This window comes from Flavobacterium sp. MR2016-29 (genome assembly GCF_015350695.1).
Classification (GTDB): Bacteria; Bacteroidota; Bacteroidia; order Flavobacteriales; family Flavobacteriaceae; genus Flavobacterium.
This window is the reverse complement of the sequence record NZ_JADKPU010000002.1, coordinates 137,503-158,958: the sequence shown is the minus strand read 5'-3', so window position 1 is coordinate 158,958 and position 21,456 is coordinate 137,503. Positions and strand designations below refer to the sequence as shown.

Annotated in this window: 19 protein-coding genes and 1 tRNA gene; 9 read left to right on the top strand and 11 right to left on the bottom strand. The window is 32.8% G+C overall.

What is annotated here, in order from left to right:
- Positions 1-49: 49 nt before the first annotated feature.
- The 5 genes from IR010_RS06635 to IR010_RS06615 form a co-directional block, all read right to left on the bottom strand.
- Complete coding sequence (locus IR010_RS06635; RefSeq protein ID WP_029271590.1) at positions 50-490, bottom strand: retropepsin-like aspartic protease; 441 nt, start codon at positions 488-490, stop codon at positions 50-52.
- Positions 442-3,093, bottom strand: a complete 2,652-nt coding sequence (locus tag IR010_RS06630; RefSeq protein WP_194602644.1) for a CHAT domain-containing protein — start codon at positions 3,091-3,093, stop codon at positions 442-444. Before IR010_RS06630 ends, IR010_RS06635 begins: the two co-directional genes overlap by 49 nt.
- Positions 3,094-3,150: 57 nt before the next feature.
- Positions 3,151-5,103 (bottom strand): PKD domain-containing protein, encoded by a 1,953-nt coding sequence (locus IR010_RS06625; protein ID WP_194602641.1) that lies wholly within the window; start codon positions 5,101-5,103, stop codon positions 3,151-3,153.
- Between the two features lie 111 nt (positions 5,104-5,214).
- On the bottom strand, positions 5,215-6,201 hold the full coding sequence (locus IR010_RS06620; protein ID WP_029271593.1) for a hypothetical protein: 987 nt from the start codon (positions 6,199-6,201) through the stop codon (positions 5,215-5,217).
- Between the two features lie 219 nt (positions 6,202-6,420).
- Complete coding sequence (locus IR010_RS06615; RefSeq protein ID WP_029271594.1) at positions 6,421-6,720, bottom strand: hypothetical protein; 300 nt, start codon at positions 6,718-6,720, stop codon at positions 6,421-6,423.
- Between the two features lie 127 nt (positions 6,721-6,847).
- Here IR010_RS06615 and IR010_RS06610 point away from each other — a divergent pair, with 127 nt between their 5' ends.
- From IR010_RS06610 to IR010_RS06590, 5 genes are all read left to right on the top strand, one after another.
- Positions 6,848-7,432 (top strand): RNA polymerase sigma factor, encoded by a 585-nt coding sequence (locus IR010_RS06610; protein WP_194602639.1) that lies wholly within the window; start codon positions 6,848-6,850, stop codon positions 7,430-7,432.
- Positions 7,433-7,434: 2 nt separating this feature from the next.
- A complete protein-coding gene (locus IR010_RS06605) occupies positions 7,435-8,160 on the top strand; it encodes a tetratricopeptide repeat protein (RefSeq protein ID WP_194602636.1) in 726 nt (241 codons plus the stop codon).
- Between the two features lie 278 nt (positions 8,161-8,438).
- Positions 8,439-9,218: a TatD family hydrolase gene (locus IR010_RS06600; RefSeq protein WP_194602633.1), complete on the top strand. Its 780-nt coding sequence runs from the start codon at positions 8,439-8,441 to the stop codon at positions 9,216-9,218.
- A 62-nt stretch (positions 9,219-9,280) separates the two neighbouring features.
- Positions 9,281-10,417, top strand: coding sequence for a 1-acyl-sn-glycerol-3-phosphate acyltransferase (locus IR010_RS06595; protein ID WP_194567870.1), 1,137 nt, complete (start codon positions 9,281-9,283; stop codon positions 10,415-10,417).
- Complete coding sequence (locus IR010_RS06590; RefSeq protein WP_029271601.1) at positions 10,407-11,438, top strand: asparaginase; 1,032 nt, start codon at positions 10,407-10,409, stop codon at positions 11,436-11,438. The genes IR010_RS06595 and IR010_RS06590 overlap by 11 nt, the downstream gene beginning before the upstream one ends.
- A 122-nt stretch (positions 11,439-11,560) precedes the next feature.
- On the opposite strand, the gene IR010_RS06585 is transcribed toward IR010_RS06590, so the two are convergent.
- Positions 11,561-12,793, bottom strand: a complete 1,233-nt coding sequence (locus tag IR010_RS06585) for an MFS transporter (protein ID WP_194602630.1) — start codon at positions 12,791-12,793, stop codon at positions 11,561-11,563.
- A gap of 91 nt (positions 12,794-12,884) precedes the next feature.
- Here IR010_RS06585 and IR010_RS06580 point away from each other — a divergent pair, with 91 nt between their 5' ends.
- Both IR010_RS06580 and IR010_RS06575 read left to right on the top strand, forming a co-directional pair.
- Positions 12,885-13,769 carry a LysR substrate-binding domain-containing protein gene (locus tag IR010_RS06580; RefSeq protein ID WP_194567874.1) on the top strand — a complete coding sequence of 295 codons (885 nt, stop codon included), beginning with the start codon at positions 12,885-12,887 and terminating at the stop codon, positions 13,767-13,769.
- A gap of 48 nt (positions 13,770-13,817) precedes the next feature.
- A tRNA-Ser gene (locus IR010_RS06575) sits at positions 13,818-13,904 on the top strand.
- Positions 13,905-13,957: 53 nt separating this feature from the next.
- Here IR010_RS06575 and IR010_RS06570 read toward each other — a convergent pair.
- The 4 genes from IR010_RS06570 to IR010_RS06555 all read right to left on the bottom strand — a co-directional run bounded on the left by IR010_RS06570 (position 13,958) and on the right by IR010_RS06555 (position 17,556).
- Complete coding sequence (locus IR010_RS06570; RefSeq protein ID WP_194602628.1) at positions 13,958-14,464, bottom strand: GNAT family N-acetyltransferase; 507 nt, start codon at positions 14,462-14,464, stop codon at positions 13,958-13,960.
- Positions 14,465-14,675: 211 nt separating this feature from the next.
- The gene (locus tag IR010_RS06565; RefSeq protein WP_029271607.1) at positions 14,676-15,440 is read right to left on the bottom strand and encodes an SGNH/GDSL hydrolase family protein; all 765 of its coding nucleotides are present in this window, start codon (positions 15,438-15,440) and stop codon (positions 14,676-14,678) included.
- A 67-nt stretch (positions 15,441-15,507) separates the two neighbouring features.
- Positions 15,508-16,290 carry a DUF3050 domain-containing protein gene (locus IR010_RS06560; protein ID WP_194567887.1) on the bottom strand — a complete coding sequence of 261 codons (783 nt, stop codon included), beginning with the start codon at positions 16,288-16,290 and terminating at the stop codon, positions 15,508-15,510.
- An 87-nt stretch (positions 16,291-16,377) separates the two neighbouring features.
- Entirely contained in the window at positions 16,378-17,556 is a 1,179-nt protein-coding gene (locus tag IR010_RS06555) for an acyl-CoA dehydrogenase family protein (RefSeq protein WP_029271609.1), read from the bottom strand.
- A gap of 164 nt (positions 17,557-17,720) precedes the next feature.
- Here IR010_RS06555 and IR010_RS06550 point away from each other — a divergent pair, with 164 nt between their 5' ends.
- Both IR010_RS06550 and IR010_RS06545 read left to right on the top strand, forming a co-directional pair.
- Positions 17,721-19,475, top strand: a complete 1,755-nt coding sequence (locus tag IR010_RS06550; protein WP_194602625.1) for an AraC family transcriptional regulator — start codon at positions 17,721-17,723, stop codon at positions 19,473-19,475.
- 178 nt (positions 19,476-19,653) lie between these two features.
- Positions 19,654-21,255: an AraC family transcriptional regulator gene (locus IR010_RS06545; RefSeq protein ID WP_228515114.1), complete on the top strand. Its 1,602-nt coding sequence runs from the start codon at positions 19,654-19,656 to the stop codon at positions 21,253-21,255.
- Positions 21,256-21,285: 30 nt separating this feature from the next.
- On the opposite strand, the gene IR010_RS06540 is transcribed toward IR010_RS06545, so the two are convergent.
- On the bottom strand, positions 21,286-21,435 hold the full coding sequence (locus tag IR010_RS06540; protein WP_228515113.1) for an rSAM-modified peptide: 150 nt from the start codon (positions 21,433-21,435) through the stop codon (positions 21,286-21,288).
- Positions 21,436-21,456: the final 21 nt, after the last annotated feature.

Sequence of the window (21,456 nt, the reverse complement as noted above, 5' to 3'; positions counted from 1 at the left end):
CGAAAGGAGTTTGGGATTTTTATATTTCTATTAATTACAGAATTGGAATTTATAATTTAAGATACAAATAATGATTATAATAATCAATAATTGCTTTTCCTTCCAGCAAAACATCAGCACCAATAATACCGTGGACGGGTTTGGTTTTAAAAGATTCTAAAGCTTCATTAACATGAGAAAGATCAAAAATAACGATACTGAAATCTTTGCTTTTCCAGCTTCCGAGCTGTAAATGATTGCTAGCTGAAATTTGTGTCTTCATTCCTGTTCCTCCTGCTCCAGAGGCTTTTGTTTTCGATTTTTTTGCATTCAATTCAAAACGTTCAATGCTTTCAAATCCAACGCAGGTATTTGATGCGCCCGTATCTAAAATAAAATTTCCAGAAACGCCGTTAATTTTGGCTTTTATCGAAAGATGTTGCGTTTTGGTAACTTTGAATTTTATTTTTTTGTATTTCTCTTTTTTGAGAACTTGGTGAAGATTTTCCATTTTCGATACTGATTGAATATCAAAAATAAACCAATTAAAGCCAATAAACTAATGATGTAAAAGATATAATTTGTTGAATTCTCTTCGCTTGAAATTGACCCGTAATACACAAATGAGCTCCAGTAATAGGGAGATTTTTTTGCATTTGAAATAGTTTTGTCATTCAAAAAAGCAATCTTAGCATTGGTGTTCGCTTCAAAATACGGAACATCGTTTTTTATGTTTTTATAGAAATCAGACATAAAAACAGAAGTGGTATAATCGTTTACTTTCCATAAAGAAAACATTAAATTTTGTGCACCTGCAAACTGAAAACCTCTCGCAACACTCATTGCGCCTTCCGCTTTATAGAGTTTGCCAATTCCGGTTTCGCACGCACTTAAAACAACCAAATCTGGAGTAATATTCAAATTATATAATTCAGAATACAATATCTCCTGATCGTAAAACTTAATGCTTGCTGGAGTTTCAATATCTCCAGAGGATGCGTGTGTACTTAAATGTAAAATCGAATATTGGTTTGCATACTTTTTGAAATTGGCAAATGAAGCCTCAGCGTTTTCTAAATATTTTCCTTTAAAATTACTTCTGATAAATTCTAATTCTTTCTTGGAATAACTCAATTCATAAGCCGTTTTTTCGAAAACTGGAAAAACGCCTAGTACTGTTTTATCCGAATTAGAAACCGGTTTAGAATTTAGATAAATGCTGGCCGAAGTATTGTACCCAATCTTAAAATCATTTAATAAATAATGCATTTTAGCAAAATTCGTTGTGTTTGATTCTTTTGTAATTAAAGCTTCAAAAGGAAGAAAATTTAAAATTCCGTCTGGAACAATGATGAGGTTTTTGTAGATTACATTTGAAGGTAATTTCAGCATGTCATAAAGAACTTTTCCGTATTTATTATAACCCGAAATATCGTTTGTAATGGCATCAGCAGAATTAAAATAATCTATAAATTGTGCAATTTTAGGAATTGCAGTATCAGTAATATAAATATGGTTTAAAGTAATTCGCTTATTTTGTAAAGTGAAATAATATAAAATTTCAGAACCCATAAAATAATAAACCATCGCGGCTTTGTCTTTTTCTAATTTTGAAAATAAAGCTTTTAAATCAAACTGTTCAGAAAAATTAACGTTTTCAGATTGAATTTTCTTCAGCGAAAGCATCAATTCATTTTGCTTTTTTATAATCTGATTTATTTTAGAAATATCTGCCGAATCTCCTTTTTGCTGTTCTTTTGAAATTGCATTATTTAAGTTTTGAAGTTGCTGTAAAAGCTGTTTTTCTTCTGCGGAAGCATTTTTAATATTCGAACGATAACTTTTTAGAATGCCTGATTTTGTTTTTTCAGATAACTGAAAGGCATTTTCTAAATATTCAATTTTATTTTCTTTTTGGTACAATTGATCGTAAATAGTAATGCATTTTTCTGTTCGATTTCGAGACCGCAATTGAGAAATGATTTTTGAATTTTCATAAACCAAAGAATTCATCAATAAATCTTCAATATAAAATGAAAGTTCGAAAGCCTGAAGTGCTTTTTTTGGCTGTTTAATTTGAAAAATTTCTGCCTGCAAATCCAGCGCATCAATCAAAACCGTTTCAGCATACAATTGATTTTGATTTGGAAGTATGTTTTTTGAATTGTAATTCGGAATTAAAATTTTAAAAACAGAAGTAATCTGCTTTTGGCTTTCTTCCGCTTTTCGTTCATCAAAAAGCAACAAAGCTTTTTCATAATACAGTTTTGCTAATTTTCGAGGCTGAGGTTTTGGCATTTCCAGAAATAGCTTTTCTGCTTTTTCCATATAAGATTTGGCAATTTCAAATCGTTGCCATTGTCGGTTCATCGAAGCTAAATTTCGATAAGAATTGGATAATGTTTCTAGCTGATCTTTTTCGTTTTTAAGATATTTTATGGAAGATAAAAATGCTTTTTCGGCATTATCAGGAGAATTTTTAATAAACACAAATTGTTTTGAATTCACCCAATAGCTATTTCCCAAATTATTCAATAAAATGCCTTTCTGAGAATTGGATAAATTCTCTGTTTTTAAAGTGTTTTCTAACAATTCAATTGCCAAAGCAATCTTTCCAGAATTCTGGTAAACGTTCGATAAATTCAAAATCCCAGCAAACTTTTGTTTTTGTGCATCAGGATAATTTTTAGCAGTATTTACAATAAAAAAGTATTGTTTAATGGTATTTTCGGCACTATCATAATCGCCTAAAACGGTATATAAATTCCCTAAAGGTTTTAAGCAATATTCAATAATATCGTAATTAGAAAGTTTCTTTTTTTGATAAATCTGCCACGCTTTTTCATAACTTGAAATTGCTTTTTGAGTTTGCCCAAATTGATTTTCATAATACGCTTTATTGCAATTTAAAACTACAATCGCCAGCAATTCATCATTAGTTTTTGGTTTTGAATTTTTCCAAAAAGCAACTTCTGTATTCGTTAAATTTTGTAACGCTTTCGCGGAAGGATGAGCCACAAAAACATCAATTGCATTGTATATTTTATCTTCCTGATTCTGTGAGAATAGAATGAGTGTTGAGAAATAAAAAATATAGCAATATTGTTTTTTCATAGATTAAAACTTTGTGCATCTCTGTGCAAAACCTCTGTGTATCTTTGTGAAATAAGCTTAAAACTTCCATATCCCATAAAACTGAAAATAATTAAAATTCTGTTCGAAATTAATTACGTAGCGCGCGCCTAAGCTTGGTCCAATTCTAGCAAAACCGGCCGTTAAATCAAATAAAAGACCTGTTTTTAAATTGACAAACGAGTTTTTGACTGAACTTGATTCTGTCCTTGTATCCATTAAAAACTGATCTGTTCCGCCTTCAAAAGTTTCGATTTTTCTAGTTAGATTTTGTTCTGATGAAACATCAAAATTAGCTTGAATTCCTGCACCAACTCCAATGTAATTATTAATGTTATAGCGAATTAAAACCGGAATTTCCCAGTTTACATTTTTATTTTCGGTTGTGGTCGTTGTGCGCTGAAATTGTTTTACGCCATTTGGGCTTACCACACTTCCATCAACTACAGTTGCAGCGCTTTCATATTTATTCAAAGCGTTAACCCATTCTGCCTGCCAATAAAAGCGATACGATTTAAATGGCGAAATGGTCGCGCCAACAAAATAGCTCGTAGATTTTTCTAAATCTGGATAGAAATTATAACCTGCTTTTGCGCCAATCGAAATTCCGGGCAGGAATCGAGTAGTGGCGTAATTGGTAATTATTGGCTCGTTTTTATCGAAAATAATAGCAGTTCTGCTTTTGGTTTTTACTTTATGAAAATCTTCTGCAAACTTCATAGAATATTTTACAAAACCTTTTGTAGAATCTTTTTCCTGTACGTTTTTTTGTTCGCTTCCCGGCAAATAAATGTTTTTGAAAGTAAAGAAAATCTGTTTTTGTTTGATAATCGTATCCAGACAACTTACGGTTGGTTCTTCGCCTTTTGGGCAAATCGGACATTTTGGATACATATCTTCAATCTGAAAAGTCTTTTTATCGAACATATCCGGAACATCCGTTTCTAGCCGAATCATTCTAGCCGGCCCTTCGCCGTTATTTTGAAAACGGGTTTTAAAATTCACTCTTTTAAAACGGACTAATCTATAATTCATAAAACTTCCGTTCGAACCCATTTTGTTAGGATCGTGAGAAGTTACAATTTCCATTTCCAGGTTTTTTATTTTGTGATTTTTATAACTCCGATTCGGAACAAAAATCCCGCGCATCGTAACCGTTGCGCTGGTGTCTTTGATCATTTCCGGAGTGGTTTTAAAGGTATAAAAAACATTGCGCGTTTCACTCGGATTCTGATCATCAAATTCTAAAATCGAAACATTATGATAGGTTTTATTAGCATCTAATAATGAAGCATCAAGATCTTCTTCAGAAGTTGTGTTTCGGTATTTTTTAAACTGCATTGGATTTTCGGCGGAAGCCAGATAATTTTTAGAATCCTCAAGATCATCTGCAGAAGCAATACTGTTTTCCTTTACCTCGCGCTCGTTTGCATACGTTCTAAAATCGATCAATTCGAAATTATTGCTTTTAAATTGTTTTTCATTATAGAAAAGATAAAGCTTGCCGCTTACAACATAATTTTCCAGATTTTGATAACTTACCACGACTACCATTTCTTGTTCTGGAATTGGGTCGCAGTTTTTGATAATCGCAAATCCGTTTTGATCTGCAATTGAAGCAATGTCTTTATAATCAGTATCTGTAATATCATTAACAGCTACTTTTTTTGGTCGTGTTGCCGGCGGTTTTCCGTTGTCGTAATTGTTCGTTACGGCAAGTCTTGTAGTATAGGTGCCTTTATTTTTATAAACGTGCTTTGGCGTTGCTTCTTTACTGTAATGTCCGTCGCCGAGTTCCCATAAATACGAATAGCTTGGTTTTGGTGCACCCGCAATCGGAATTAAAGGCGGGGTTTCGGTTTTATAAGAAACCGCATTGCCGTTTTGAATAAAAACAATATTAGCTCTTCGGGTTATGGTGTCTTTTACTTTGGTTTGTCCTATTGAAAAAATAGAGAAAAGGATAAAGAAAACAGACAGTTGTGGTTTCATAACGAGATAGTTTTGGGTTCTAAAATCTTAAGAATCAATTTTAAAACAGGATTAAATGTAAAAAAAAGTGATGAGCAAATCACCACTTTTTCTTAAAAAGTATTTTGTAAGTTACTGAATAGCATTGATTGCAGCCACCAGTTGAGCTTCTGTACCGACTGTTGTTTCGGCTAAAGTAAAAGTGTAAACATCGTTTGCAGCAACGGTTACCGCTTTGATTGCATAGCGCCATTGACCATTATCTTCTGTAGCAAAAATCACATGACATTTTAAACCAATCGGAATTTGACCGTAATGTTCGCTGAATAATCCTGCAGCTGTATACGTATCTAATTTCGCAAGCGCATTTGTTCCTTCGCCGTCGTAAGATAAATAAACCGCACTGTTGTTATTGTCGTAACCATCAGGAGCATCAGCCAAAATAGTAGTTTTTGGTCTAGGATCGCTGTAAAAACGATCTACGTTTGTCCATCCAAAGTTTCCAAAAGTTACATAATAGTTTGTTCCTTCACCTTGAACACCGCCTTTTCCTCCGCCTGTTCCATCAGCGTTTGGTTTGTTTTCTCTCCAAGCCAATTCTCCAGCTTCATCAATTGTCCCATTCCATAAAGTCATAGTGTTGTCAAGACCATCTGTTAAGGCAGTCGGAATGATTAAGCTCATAGTACAAGAATTTTGAAGTTCAACACCGCCTTGAGTTGCTTTGATGAAGAACTCTCCGCCAGAAATCAGCAAGTTTTTCTTTCCGTCTGCTGTAACTCCCATTGTTGGTTTGTTGGTTATTAACATGTTTCCTTTGTCAAAAAGTTCGATATACTCGATATCTACAGTCCCAGTTACCGGATTTCCGTTTTTAGTCAAACAGTTTCCGTTGATGTTTAGTTTTACACCTTTTGCAGAAGTTAATGTTACCATTCCGGCTCCGGCCGTAAGCGTGAAATTTTGCGTATTTTTTTTGATTCCTTTTTCGGTAATTCCCTTAAATGCAGCTGCAGTTGGAGGCGAAAGAACAATATCGTCGCCATCGCTGTTGTCGCAGCTTACAAAAGAGATTAGTACTAAAAATAATAGACTGATAGTTTTAAAATTTGTGTTCATGATTTCTAATTTTATAAATCTGACTTGAATTTTTCAAGCGGTTTTCAGATTCTGGTTATTAATTATAGTTTTTATATTCTAATATCAATTTGGGTTTGATATTGTTACCCTTTTTTTTAAAAATAAATTCCAAACTTTAAATAATGAATTTCAACTCTTGTTTTATTGTTATATCAACAGTCTTATAAATTTGTTACCCTGTTTTTTATTTTTTTTAATTTACACTGAAAGACATTTGTCTTCAAACAGATTTCCGTCTTCATCTACAGCGACCAGAATGTTTTTCTTCCGCGAAAGCGTAACTATTAAATACAGCCATACAATTGACCAAACGCCTACAGTAAGGCAAGTAAGGAAGAGATGCAAAGAATGGTTGATGGCTTTTTTTTCTTTAGATAAAACTACATAAGGCAGTTTTTCGTTATGCTCGACAATTACAAAACCGTTTCGCTTTTTAGCAGAAATCATTTCGTGAAATTGATCCAGATTTTTTTCGTTTATAAATTGATAGGTTTCCATTTCTCTTAATTTTTTAACTGTTTTAAAAGACTTTTGTATCCTTATATCAACTTGATTTGTTAATTGTTACCTTATTATGTGAAATTTATTTACAATTGTTTTCTAAATTAGCTACAAAAAGTTTTTTATGGGCCAAACTAAGATTCATCCTGACCAAATATATATTGAAGGACTTGCTGCAAACGATTCGGCAATTATTCAGTCTATTTATAAAAAGTTCGTTCCTAAAGTCGTAATGTTTGTTATGAACAATTCTGGCGATAAAGAGCATGCGCAGGATGTTGTGCAAGAGGTTATGATTTTACTTTTTAATCAGGCTAAAGCCAATACCTTAAAATTGACTTGCCCTTTTGATGCGTATTTTTTCTTGTTATGCAAAAGAAAATGGCTGAATGAATTTAAAAAAACATCAAATAAAGGGGTAACAATTAACGAAGACGCAGTATCTATGAATGAATCTGCACTCGAATTGATTGGACAAACCGAAGAATTTGACGAAAAACAACAGCTTTTTGATACCATGTTTGCTAAGCTTGGCGAAAAATGCCAAGAATTATTAAAACTTAGCTTCAGTATTAAATCGATGGAAGAAGTTGCCGAAAAACTCAATGTTACGTATGGTTACGTTCGTAAAAAGAAATCGTTATGTGTAGGCCAATTAACCCAGTGGATTCAGGAAGCCAAAAATTTTAATTCTCTAAAAAATAATTAGTCATGAATGAAGAGCGCTACATATTATTTGATCAATATCTTCAAGACGAACTGAATGTTGATGAAAAAAATGATTTTGAAAGACAAATATCTGAAGATCCAGAATTTTCTTCAGCATTTAAAACGTTTAAATCTGTTCAGCTTCAATTAGAAAATAAATTTAAATATGAAGAAGAAAGAGAAGCGTTCAAAGAAAATCTGACTCAAATTTCAGACAAGCATTTCAATGTAAGCAAACCCAAAGTTATAGGATTAAAATCTTGGTATCTTGCAGCAGCGGCATCTGTAGCGGTTTTATTCGGGTTGTTCTTTTTTAATTACAATCAAAATCCAACTTTTGCAGATTATAATCATCCAGAACAAGCTTCGTTTACAGAACGAAGTACTGCCAATCAAACTTTAAAAGCTGCAGAAACAGCTTTTAATAAAGGAAAATACAACGATGCAATTCCACTTTTTGAAACAATTCTAAAACAAAACAAAACACCAGAAATTCAATATTATTATGGCGTTTCTTTATTAGAAGAAAGTCAATATCAAAAAGCCGAAACAGAATTTAATAAAGTAATATCAGGAACTTCAGTTTATAAAGAAAAAGCAAAATGGAGTCTTGCATTGTCTAAATTAAAACAAAAAGATTATAAAGCCTGTAAAGCAGTTCTACAGACCATATCTGAGGATTATGAAAATTATGATGAGGTACAGCTTCTTTTAGATGAATTGGATTAAAGGTTTTGATTTCACAAAATACACAAAGAATTTCACAGAGATTCGCAAAGAGGTAAAATGCTTTGCGGATTTTTTTTACCCTTTACGTAAAGGCGTAATAGAAATTCGATTTATTTTTTATAAAAAATCAACAAAAAAAATTAACCATAACGGCTTTAACTGAATAAGAAAAAATATTTTATTTTTTCTTATTGTCTTAAAATCTGTGTTCCATTTAACCACAATTGCTATTCTTTTAATATTGTCGTAATTTTGACAACTTTAAAAAAAATATACAATTGAATTCAACACCAATTATTACCGATACACATACTCATTTATATTCTGAAGAGTTCGATCAAGATCGTGACGAAATGATTCAAAGAGCTATAGATGCCGGAGTAACCCGTTTTTTTATTCCTGCTATCGATGCCGCTGCAACACAGTCTATGTACGATTTAGAACAGAATTATCCGGATAATGTCTTTTTAATGATGGGTTTGCATCCCACTTACGTGAAAGAGAATTACGAAGAAGAGCTTCAGCATGTTGAAACCGAATTATCAAAACGAAAATTCTATGCAGTAGGCGAAATTGGGATCGATTTGTATTGGGATAAAACACATTTAAAAGAACAGCAAATCGCTTTTAGAAGACAAATTCAGCTGGCAAAAAGATACAAACTTCCTATTGTAATTCATTGCCGTGAAGCTTTTGATGAAATCTTCGAAATCTTAGAAGAAGAAAAATCTGAAGATTTATTTGGGATATTTCATTGTTTTTCCGGAACTTTATTACAAGCACAACAGGCCATTTCTTATAAAATGAAATTAGGAATTGGAGGCGTAGTGACATTCAAGAACGGAAAAATTGATCAGTTTTTAAATCAAATCGATTTAAAACATATTGTGTTAGAAACAGATTCGCCTTATCTAGCGCCAATTCCTTATAGAGGAAAACGAAATGAAAGCAGTTATTTAGTGAATGTAATTTCGAAGCTGGCCGCTATTTATGATGTATCTGAAGAAGAGATTGCAGCGACAACAACACAAAATTCTAAAGACGTTTTTGGTATTTAATATGCACCTTACAATACTTTAATTTTTTTTTTGTTCTTTTGCCGACTTAAAACCAATAAATAATGCAGAAATTTGATGCCATTCGACCGTTTTATGATTCTGAAATAAATGAAGCACTTCATGATGTTGTAAATCACCCGATGATGAAAACCATGATGAACTTTACTTTTCCGGAAGTAGAAGATGAGGTTTGGAAGGATCAGCTGAAGAAAACACATTCGATTCGTGATTTTCAATGCAACTTTATTTATAATACTATTCAAAAAGTGCTTGAAAAAAGCTCTGAAGGTCTTACAACTTCAGGTTTTGATAAACTTGAAAAAAACACATCCTATTTATTTATCTCAAATCACAGAGATATTCTTTTAGACACAACATTGCTGAATGTTTGTTTGTTCGAACATGGTTTGGTCATGACCGCGTCTGCAATTGGAGATAATTTGGTAAAAAAAGCTTTCTTGGCAACTTTGGCTAAATTAAATAGAAACTTCTTGGTTTTAAGAGGTTTGACACCAAGAGAAATGTTGCAAAGTTCTAAATTATTGGCAGAATATATGGGGCAGTTATTGCTTCGCGAAAATCGTTCGGTTTGGATTGCGCAAAGAGAAGGACGTACAAAAGATGGAAATGACGAAACCAATCCAGGCGTTTTAAAAATGATCGGAATGGGCTCTGATGAAGCCAATTTAATGGATTATTTCAAGAAATTAAGAATAGTTCCAGTTTCAATTTCGTACGAATATGATCCGACAGATGTTTTAAAAATGCCGCAATTAATGGCAGAAGCAAATAACGAAGTTTACGTTAAAGATAAAAATGAAGATTTCATGACCATTTTAAGTGGTATTATGGGAACTAAAAAAAGAATACATATTTCTGTTGGAGATGTTTTAGATACTGAAATCGATCAGATTGTAGCTGAAAACGATAACGCCAACAAACAAATTCAGGCCTTGGCACAAGTTATTGATGATTCTATTTTGAAAAATTACCAATTGTGGCCAACTAATTTTATTGCTTACGATATTTTAAACAACACTGATAAATTTTCTCATTTATATAAAGAAAATGAAAAATCACTTTTTGAGCGTCGTTTAGAAATGCGTATTGGCAGTGACAATCCTGTTACTAGACAAGGATTTTTGTCAATGTATGCAAATCCGGTTGTCAATAAATTAAAATACCAAGATGTCATCTAAACCTAAAATATTGCTGATTTATACTGGTGGAACCATCGGTATGAGCAAGGATTTTGAAACGGGTGCGCTTAAAGCATTCAACTTTGGTAAATTATTGCAAAAAATTCCTGAAATCAAACAATTAGATTGTGAGATTGAAACCGTCTCTTTCGAAAATCCAATAGATTCATCGAACATGAATCCTGAAATGTGGACGAAAATTGCAGTCATTATCGAAGAAAATTATCTTAAATACGACGGATTCGTTGTATTGCACGGATCTGATACCATGTCATATTCGGCTTCAGCATTGAGCTTTATGCTGGAGAATTTAGCCAAACCAGTTGTATTTACAGGATCTCAACTGCCAATAGGAGATCTTCGTACCGATGCAAAAGAAAATTTAATTACTGCAATTCAAATTGCTTCTCTTCAAGAAAACGGGAAACCGGTTATTACTGAAGTTTGCCTGTATTTTGAATATAAATTGTACCGAGGAAATAGAACTTCAAAAGTAAATGCAGAACATTTTAGAGCTTTTACTGCGCCAAATTACCCTGAATTGGTAGAATCTGGGGTGCACTTAAAATTAAACACTCATTTATTTCTTCCCGTAAAAGAAAATGCAAAGTTGATTGTGCATAAAAACTTAGACAATCATGTAGCCATTATAAAAATGTTTCCCGGAATGAGCGAAGTTGTTCTTTCTTCTATTTTGGCTATTAAAGATTTGCGCGGAATAGTTTTAGAAACGTATGGCTCAGGAAATGCTCCGACAGAAGTTTGGTTTTTAAATTTAATTGAGAAAGCAATCAACTCCGGAATGCACATTGTAAATGTAACGCAATGTTCTGGCGGAAGTGTCAATATGGGACAATATGAAACAAGTACAGCCTTAAAATCTCTTGGCGTTATTTCAGGAAAAGATATTACTACAGAAGCCGCAATTACAAAATTGATGTATTTGCTGGGACAAAATATTGCTCAAAAAGAATTTAAAGATGTTTTTGAAACCGCTTTGCGTGGGGAGATTTCACTTTAATTTTTTTTCACCATATAAGTTATTTAAGTTCATTTAATTAAGTTAAACCGATTCCGTTTGTCATTTCGATCCCGAGGCCTCAGGATCGAAATGACAACTTTGCGCTAATTGAAATTTAAATTTTAATCTTTATAACGAACCTGACAAGTCTCTAGCTCCTCTTCAGAGCTGCGATTTTTATAATACACATACACAATTACTGATAGAATACAGATTATTCCCTGAATGGCAACCGTATTTCGTGTTCCGATAATGTGAGAAACGTATCCGATAATTAAACTTCCAACCGGAATCATTCCCTGATACGCCATTAAATAATAACTGATACTTCTAGAGCGCATATTTATAGGACTTTGCGTTTGAACGTAAATGTTTATTGCTGAGGTCTGTGCCATCATGCCAACACCGCTCAATGCCATGCAAATAAGCGCGATAGTTAAACTATTTGAATAAGCAAGTATAATTATGCTGAAACCTAATAATAAGCTGGCAGCGATCATTATTTTACTCATATTGTCTGCTCTTTTAAGATTAGCCAAATAAATAGCAGATAAAATTGAGCCAATTCCGGCAGCACTCTCGAACCAGCTGAAAGTTTGTGCATTGCCGTTAAAGATATCTTTGGCAAAAACGGGCATCAACGTATTAAAAGATATAACAAACAAACTGCTGCACATTAACATTAAAAGCATTTTTGCCATTTCGGTTTCTTTTTTTACATAGTCTAAGCCTTCAAAAAAATCGTCCAGCATTTTCATTTTGTCAGTTGCTTTTATGTGTGGCGTGATTTTCATCATCAATAATGAAATCAAAACCGGGATATAACTCAAAAAATTTCCGATAAAACAAATGTCTTCACCATAATTATGCAGAATAATTCCGGCCAAAGCTGGACCAGCAATACGGGCAAAATTATTTAAAGTAGAGTTTAAGGCAACTGCGTTTGGAAGATCTTCTTTGTCATTCACAATATCAATCATCATGGTTTGTCTGCAGGTCATGTCGAAAGAATTTATAATGCCCTGAAAAAGACTTAAAGCCAGAATAAAATTGATGTTGTATATTTTTAGATAAATCAATAAAGCCAAAGCTCCCGCTTGAAACATTGCCAATGACTGCAATACGATCATACTTTTATGTCTGTCGTAACGGCCAATAATACTTCCGGCCAATGGTGCGAGAAATAAAGACGGAATCATGCTTAAAAAAGTGGTTAATCCCAAAAGAAAAACAGAACCAGTTACGCTGTAAACCATCCAACTTACAGCTGTTTTTTGAAGCCAGGTTCCAATAACAGAAACAGATTGCCCGTAAAAGAACAATTTGAAGTTTTTTGATTTTAACGCTTTAAACATAACCTTTGATATTTTTTTACAAAGTTCGCGATTATGATTTCATTAGAAAAATTAATAATTTTACTGATAATAAGTAGTAAAACTTATCAAAATGGAAATCTATCAATTAGAATATTTTATTAAAACTGCCGAAGTGCTGCATTTTACAAAAGCAGCAGAATTGTGTTTTGTTACACAATCTGGTTTGTCTCAGCAGATAAAAAAACTGGAAGAAGAGCTTGGAATGCCTTTGTTTGTTAGAATTGGCAAAAAAGTTCAGCTTACGGAAGCGGGTTCTGTTTTTTTGATTCACGCCAAACAAGTCATCGAAAATGTTCAAAACGGCAAGCAGGCGATTGATGATTTGAATGAAATGATTGGCGGTGAATTGCGAATTGGCGTTACTTATATTTTTGGACTTTTGGTTTTGCCAATCGTTAATTCATTTGCAAAAACATATCCAAATTTAAAAATTGTTGTTGAATACGGTACAACAGAACCGTTAGAACAAAAGCTGTTAAATAACGAACTAGATTTGGTTTTGGTTATTTCGTCAAATGAAATTAAGCAACCTTTTCAAAAAATTCCGCTGTTTCGATCAAAGTTAGTTATGGCCGTTTCGAAATCGCATCCTTTGGCTGTTTTAGATAAAATTGCATTTAAAAAAATAGAAGATGTTGCCCTTATTTTGCCGGTAAGAGGATTTAATTCTAGAGAATTTCTAGATGAATTATTTTTAAAAAACAACATGAAGCCAAAGGTTTCTATTGAATTAAATGCTGTTCATGCATTATTACGCTTGGTAGGCGACAGTGATTGGGCGACAATTGTAACCGAAAAAGCGCTAAAAGGCTGGGATAATTTGAAAGCGATCCAGATTACAGGTGTAGGAACACAGCGTGATTCGTTTATATTGACTATTGAAGGTGCTTACCAAAAAAAGGCCGTAAAATTATTCATAGAAGAGTTCAGAAAAAGCATGGAAAGTAATAGTTGATTTTGTTTTTCTAACTCAATTTTTTTTGTGTTCTTTGCAAACCAATAAAGAGAGGTGTCCGAGTGGTTGAAGGAGCTAGCCTGGAAAGCTAGTATATGGGTAACTGTATCGAGGGTTCGAATCCCTTCCTCTCTGCGAAGTAAAAACCCTTATGAAGTTCTATTCATAAGGGTATTGTCTTTTGAAATTTAAACCTTAATCTCAAACAAACTGAAAGAGCCTTCTTTATAATGCTCCGGCAATTCGTTTGTCCATTCGATAGTGCTGATTCCTTTATAATCGAAACCGCAGCTTATGTAGTATTTATTTATTCTTTCGTTGCCGCTGTGTGTGTCAAGCCGAATGTATTCTTTGTTGTTTTCTTTGGCATATACTTGTGCCCATTCTACAATTTTTTTAACGTAGGATTGACCTCTGAATTTCGGATTGGTTGCAATGCGATGAAGATATATAGCAGGTTCTAAACTGGCGTCTTTCCAAATAATCAAATCATCAAAAGTGACAACAAATGTGCAGGCAATTTCACTATTTTCTTTAATTACAAAATGACGATTTTCTGCAATTTCTTTTTCTATTAATGCCCTTTCAAAACCTCTCCAGCTTTTATTGTTGACTGTTTTTTGATATAATGTTGCTTGATTATAAAGATCAAAAACAGCATTGATATCTTTGGTTGTGGTTTTTAGAAATTCCATTTTGAACAGATGATTCTGAAGATTATTGAATTGACAAAAGTAAATCTTTAAACTCCAAAATTCTTAAAAAAACGAAAATTTTCTAGTTTAGCCCCGATAGAAACGGCATCCTTTTGTGGCTTTGCCGATTGCTGTATCTGCCACAAAAGATATAGTGGATAGCGGGACAATTTGTCTTTTGAAAACTGATTTTTCTGCTCCGGTAAAAACTTTAATCCTGCAAAGCTACTTTTACCTTTGGCATCATTTTCTCGACAAATAATTTATACGCAGCTTCTGAAGGATGTAATCCATCTGTTGTTACAAGGCTTGGATTAGCGAGTCCCTGACGTGTAATTTCTGTAATTGATACAAAAGTAATTCCTTGTTTGATACAGTAGTTTTCGGCAAAAGTGTTGTATTTATTGATTTCTTCAGTAATTTTCATTCTTCCTTCAGTTCCAAACATCATCCCGAAAGAAGTGTAAGCATAATCAGGTATGGAAACTACAATTACATTTTTTTTATCGCCTTTTGCTAATTGAATTGCTTTATTTGCCAGTTCGGGAAATTCACTTTCATATTTGGAAAAGTCTTTTCCTTGATATTGATTGTTTACACCAATTAGTAAAGTAACTAAATCGTAATCTGAAGAAGGATTTTGTTCTTTAATTGCCTGAATTAAATTTGTAGTTGTCCATCCGGTTGTGGCAATTATTTTTAAGGAAAAATTAGTTTGAGGATAAAGTGCTTTTAAACTGGTTTTAAGCTGTTCCGGAAAACGGCAAGTTTCACAAACGCTTTGACCTATTGTATAACTGTCGCCTAAAGCCAGATAATTTATTGAACTAGAGATAGGAGTTGTAGGATTTTGTGTTGTTGGCGGTATAACAGCCGGAGGATTAACAGCAGTTTGCGAAGAAGTTTCATCGGCACTGCAGCTCAAAAGAAAGATAGAGATAATAACGGTAACTATTTGTTTGAAATGTGGTTTCATAATTTATATAAATTAGATTCTGGGTCATTTTAAACAAATAGTTACGTTAAATAACTTGTTTTGGTTTTTATGCCATTTCTGTTTTCATCAGGATTTGCTCTTCGATTGCATTCCAAAGTCCGATGCGTTTTTCTAAGGCTAATATTGAAATTTCTTCCACTTCCTTCCATTTTTGAGCATCATCTTCACATAAATCTGTAATCATTTGCATCGCCATTGGTCCGTGTTCATCTGCATCCAATTCAATATGTCTTTCAAAATAATAAAGCAATTTGCTCAAATCAGTTTCTGGCAGGTTTTTTTGAAAGTTTTTCAAGATTGCAGTAAACATACTCGGAATCAAATCTTCTCTTCCAAAAGTAAAAGCGGCAGCAATTTCGTGTGGTTTTCCTTGTTCAATTACTCTGAAAGTAAAATCTAAAAAAGCTTTTACATCTGGATGCAGCGAACTTTGCTTAATAGCAACAAAAATATTATGAAGCGAATGCACTTGAGATAAAAATGTATTGATTCCTGTAGTATCTGCTCCACAATCTTCCATCGCTTCAAGATACATTTCGTAGTGGCTTTGTCTTCTTCCGTCAATGGTCAAATCAGTTTCTTCTGCAAGAACAATTTCATTGATTAGATATCTTGTTTCCGGATTTTTAGTTGCAAACCAAGGTGTCGTAGTGCAAGTAAGTTTGGCTTGTAAAGCTTTTAATAAAGACATAAAATCCCAAACGGCAAAAACATGATTTTCTAAGAAACTATGCAAATCATCAATGCTTTGTATTTTATTGTATAAAGAATGCTGTAAGAGCTGTTCTTTTTGAGGTTGAATGCTATTGTTTATAGTTTCAATATTCATTTAAGTAAATTTTGGGCAAAGATAAAAAGCTTCTCGGTAAGAAGAAGCTTTTCAGATAGTTTTTGTAAATATTTTAATAGTTGTTTACTATTTAAAAGCTGGAATACCAGTTACATCCATTCCGGTTATCAATAAATGTATGTCGTGTGTGCCTTCATAAGTAATAACACTTTCAAGATTCATCATATGTCTCATAATCGAATATTCGCCTGTAATTCCCATGCCGCCCAACATTTGTCTGGCTTCGCGTGCGATGTGAATGGCCATGTCGACATTATTGCGTTTTGCCATCGAGATTTGAGCCGTTGTTGCTTTCCCTTCGTTTCTCAAAACACCTAAACGCCAGGTCAATAATTGCGCTTTTGTGATTTCGGTAATCATTTCTGCTAATTTTTTTTGTTGCAGTTGCGTTCCTCCAATTGGTTTTCCAAACTGAATTCTTTCTTTAGCGTAACGCAAAGCAGTATCGTAACAATCCATCGCTGCACCAATTGCTCCCCATGCGATTCCGTATCGAGCAGAATCTAAACAGCCAAGCGGTGCGCCTAAGCCAGATTTATTTGGCAAAAGATTTTCTTTCGGAACTTTTACATTATCAAAAATTAATTCTCCTGTTGATGATGCACGCAGCGACCATTTATTATGTGTCTCAGGCGTTGTAAAACCTTCCATGCCGCGTTCAACAATCAATCCGTGAATTCTTCCTTCTTCATTTTTCGCCCAAACAACAGCAATATCGGCAAAAGGTGCATTTGAAATCCACATTTTGGCACCATTTAAAAGATAATGATCGCCCATATCTTTAAAATTGGTAATCATACTTCCAGGATCTGAGCCATGATCAGGTTCGGTTAACCCAAAACAGCCCATAAATTCACCGGTTGCGAGTTTTGGCAAATATTTCATTCGCTGTTCTTCATTTCCGTATTTCCAAATTGGATACATTACTAAAGATGACTGAACAGATGAAGTAGATCGTACACCAGAATCTCCTCTTTCGATTTCCTGCATGATCAAACCATATGAAATTTGATCTAAACCTGCACCACCATATTCAACAGGAATATAAGGTCCGAAACCGCCAATTTCTCCTAGTCCTTTTATAATTTGTTTTGGAAATTCTGCTTTTTGAGCATATTCTTCTATAATAGGAGAAACTTCTTTTTTTACCCACGCACGAGCAGACTCGCGAACTAATTTATGCTCGTCTGTCAATAAATCGTCGAGGTTGTAATAATCTGGGGATTGAAATAAATCTGGTTTCATTTTTGATAGTTTTTACAAAACAAATTTACGTAATAAAAATATAACAAAACAAAGCTAAATTGTTATATTTTTTTCAGTCTTTAACAAAATTAACAAGCAAATGGCAAATAAATTTTAGTTTATTGAAAATTTATACGCTATTTTTGAATTTCAAAAACAAATTAATGAGGCTTATCATCTCTTTTTTACTTTTTCTTGTTCTTAATAACGGTTTTGCGCAAAATCATCAAATTACAGAACAGGAATATTTAGCGTTGCAAGATAAAATTCGTCTACATTGGAACTCGAGTCCAGATAGCGTACTTGTATATGCTTATCAAATGGAGAAATCTCATGATTATAAGCACTTAGCTTTTGCAAATGGAGTAATGATTGCAAAGATGCAAGCAAAAGGCAATCAAAAAGAGTCTCAGAAAAGATACAAAGCAGCATTTTATTACTTAGAAAAAATGCCTGATTCTCGCGAAAAAACGCAGATGAAATCGTATCTCTACAATTATAATGGAATTGCAGAATATACAAGAGGTAATTTAGGAAAAGCCCTTGAATCTTATCAAGAAGGATTGAAGTTTGCTCTTGAAACAGGAGACGTTAAACAAATGGCTAAGCTTAAGGGAAATATTGCCTTTGTTAATGATGCTGTTGGTAATTATCAATTGGCGATTAAAAATCTAAAATTCCTAAATGATTTTGTAGATGAGAATGAAAATGTTTTTTCTAAAGAAGAATTATTAAATTATAAGAGTAATAATAATAATGGTTTAGGAAGTGCTTACGAAAGCTACTTCATGAAAAATAAAAGTAAAAAATACTTACTCGATTCGGCGGAATATTATTACAAGAAGACAATCAATTATTCTCAAAACTCTATCGGAAATAAAATTTCTGCAAAATTGAGTTTAGGAAATGTATACAACTGGAAACGAGACTATAAAAGTGCCGAAAAAACCTATTATGATGTAGTGTTTTTAGCGCAGCAAAATAATATTCAAAGTTCATTGTGCATTGCTAATTATAACTTGGCAGACGTTTATTTTACTACAAAAAAATATGATAAAGCACTAGTTTTTTTTAAAAAATGCGATTCGATAGCAGCAATAACAAAAAGCAATGAGCTTGATTATTTAAAATCTAATTATTATCAAGCCAAAATTTACAATATTCTTAAAAGACCGGATCTGGCTTACAAACACTCTAAAATTTATCTGGATAATTATGAGCCATTAGAAGCAAAATTAAGTGAACAGGCTTTAGAGGTAAATTACAAACAGGGAGTAGGTGATCTTACAAATGAGATGGTCAATATTGAAAAGAAATATAAAAATGATGTTTTTTTAGATAGAGGCTTAAAGGTGTTTTATGTACTGGTTTTTATTGGGATAGTCTTTTTACTGATTAAAAATATACGCGATAAAAATAAGGCACATAAAAAAATGAATGCCCTAATTGAAGAATTTAAAGCTAATATCGAGAAGAAAAGTCAGCCTGATTTTGAACTGGAAGAAAAAGAAGAAGCAATACTTGAACACGAAGAAATTCATCTCAAAAAGGAAAATATTAATTTAAGTATTGATGAAGCAAAAGAGAATAAAATAGTCGAAAAACTTTTAGCCTTAGAAAGCAAGCAAGAATATTTAAATGCAGATTTTACTTTGCCTTATGTGGCAAAAAAAATAAAAACAAATACGACTTACTTATCTTATGTGGTCAATAAGCGATTTGGTAAATCATTTGGTGAGTACTCTAATGAATTAAAAATTAATTATGTGATCAACGAGATGATTACCAATCATATGTATCGTAAATACTCTACGCAGGCTATTGCAGAAAGTGTAGGTTTTAAAAATGCAGTTTCTTTTGCAAAATCATTTCGTAAAAGAACAGGAGTATCTCCAGCACAGTTTGCAAGCAATATTTAATGTGTTCTTTTTTAGCTTTCAAAAAACAAATTAGATGAGGCAGATAGGTGTTTTTTTATTCTTCTACTTTTTTCTTAGTACAGCGCATGCTCAATCTAAAAAGACCATGAACGAGGAAGATTTTGTATTCTTAAAAAGTAAAATCAGACTTTATTTTAATGCAAATATCGACAGCTCTTTGTTTTATGCTCATAAAATGGCGGAATCAAATAACAATAAGCATTTGGCTTTTGCGAATGCTGCAATGTCAAGCTTATTACAAATGAAAGGTTTGACGAAGCAATCTAAAGAGAAGTACAAAATAGCACTTAATTATTTAGAAAAAGTACCAAACTCTCCTGCTAAAACACATCTCAAGGCGGATATATATAATAATGGAGGTCTGGCAGAATTTAACAGAGGCAATTTTAGTGCAGCCCTAGAAAAATGGCAACAGGGAATTAAATTTTCAGAACAAATTAAGGATATTAATCAGATTGTTAAATTTAAGGCTAATATCACATTAATAAATGAGGCAGTTGGAAACAGTCAACTCGCTATAAAAAACCTTAAGGAACTGGACCATTTTATCACTAAAAATGAAGATCTATTTCCGAAAGCAGATGTGCTAAATAGAAGAAGCAATATTAATCTTGGTTTAGGAAGTGCGTACGAAAGCTATTTTGTCGAGAATAAACACAGAATGGATTTACTCGATTCAGCAGGTTACTTTTATAAAAAAGCAATTTACTATTCTAAAACTTTCCCGTATAATGAAGCAACAGCAACTCTAAGCTTAGGTAATATTTTTAATTGGAAGGGAGACTATTATAACACAGAAAAGACCTATTTGGAAGTTGTGTCCATGAGTAAAAAAAATAAGCAGCTTGACTTATTAGGCAATGCTTATTATAATTTAGGCGACGTGTATCACACAACCGGAAAAAATGAGAAGGCATTATTGTTTTATAAAAAAAGTGATTCAATTTCTCTTTTAACAAATTCAAATGATAATACTTATTTAAAATCTAACTGCTATCAGGCTCGTATTTATGTAGAACTTAATAAACCAGAGTTAGCGCATAAGCATTGTAAAATTTACTTGGATAAACTAGATGAATTTGAAAGTAAATTAAGAGTAGAGACGGCTGCGGTAAACTATAAACAAGGAATTGATGGCTTAACATCAGAAATGTTAGCTATTGAGAAAAAATATGAAAAAGATTTATTTTGGGATAAAGCGCTGAAAATATTGTATTCTCTTCTTGTTCTGGTTTTTGTATTTCTATTGGTTAAAAATAGTATAGACAAGAAAAAGGCGCGAAAAAAAATGCATGCATTAATTCAGGAGTTTAAATTCAATATTGAAAATAAAAAACAGTCACATCCTAAACCTATTCCCGTTAGCCCCCAATTAATAAGTGCTAGAAAAGAAATTATCAGCTTAAATATTGATCAAGCTAAAGAAGAAGAAATCGTAATAAAATTGTTAGAACTTGAAGATAAATTAGAATACTTAAGTGCTGATTTTACATTGTCTAATGTAGCAAAGAAAATTAAAACAAATACTACTTACTTATCTCATGTCGTTAATAAGCGATTTGAAAAAACATTTGGAGAATATGCCAACGAATTAAAAATCAATTATGTAATTAATGAAATGATTACAAATGATAATTATCGTAAATTTTCAACACAAGCTGCTGCAGAAAGTGTTGGTTTTAAAAATGCAGCTTCATTTGCAAAATCATTTCGCAAAAGAACTGGAGTATCTCCAGCTCAATTTGCGAATAATATTTAATTACATTAATTTTATTAAATTCTACTGGTTTTAACCATGTGTTGTACCTCCTCCAGTTTTCCCAGGATCTGTTGGTGGATCCTCTCCGTCTCCTCCTCGAACCTTTTTTTGTTGGTTTTTAGATAACTTTCCTTCTTCAAAATCTTCAAGTTTTAATTTCTGATTTGCCATTTTATTCATGTATTAAGTTATTGATTTACC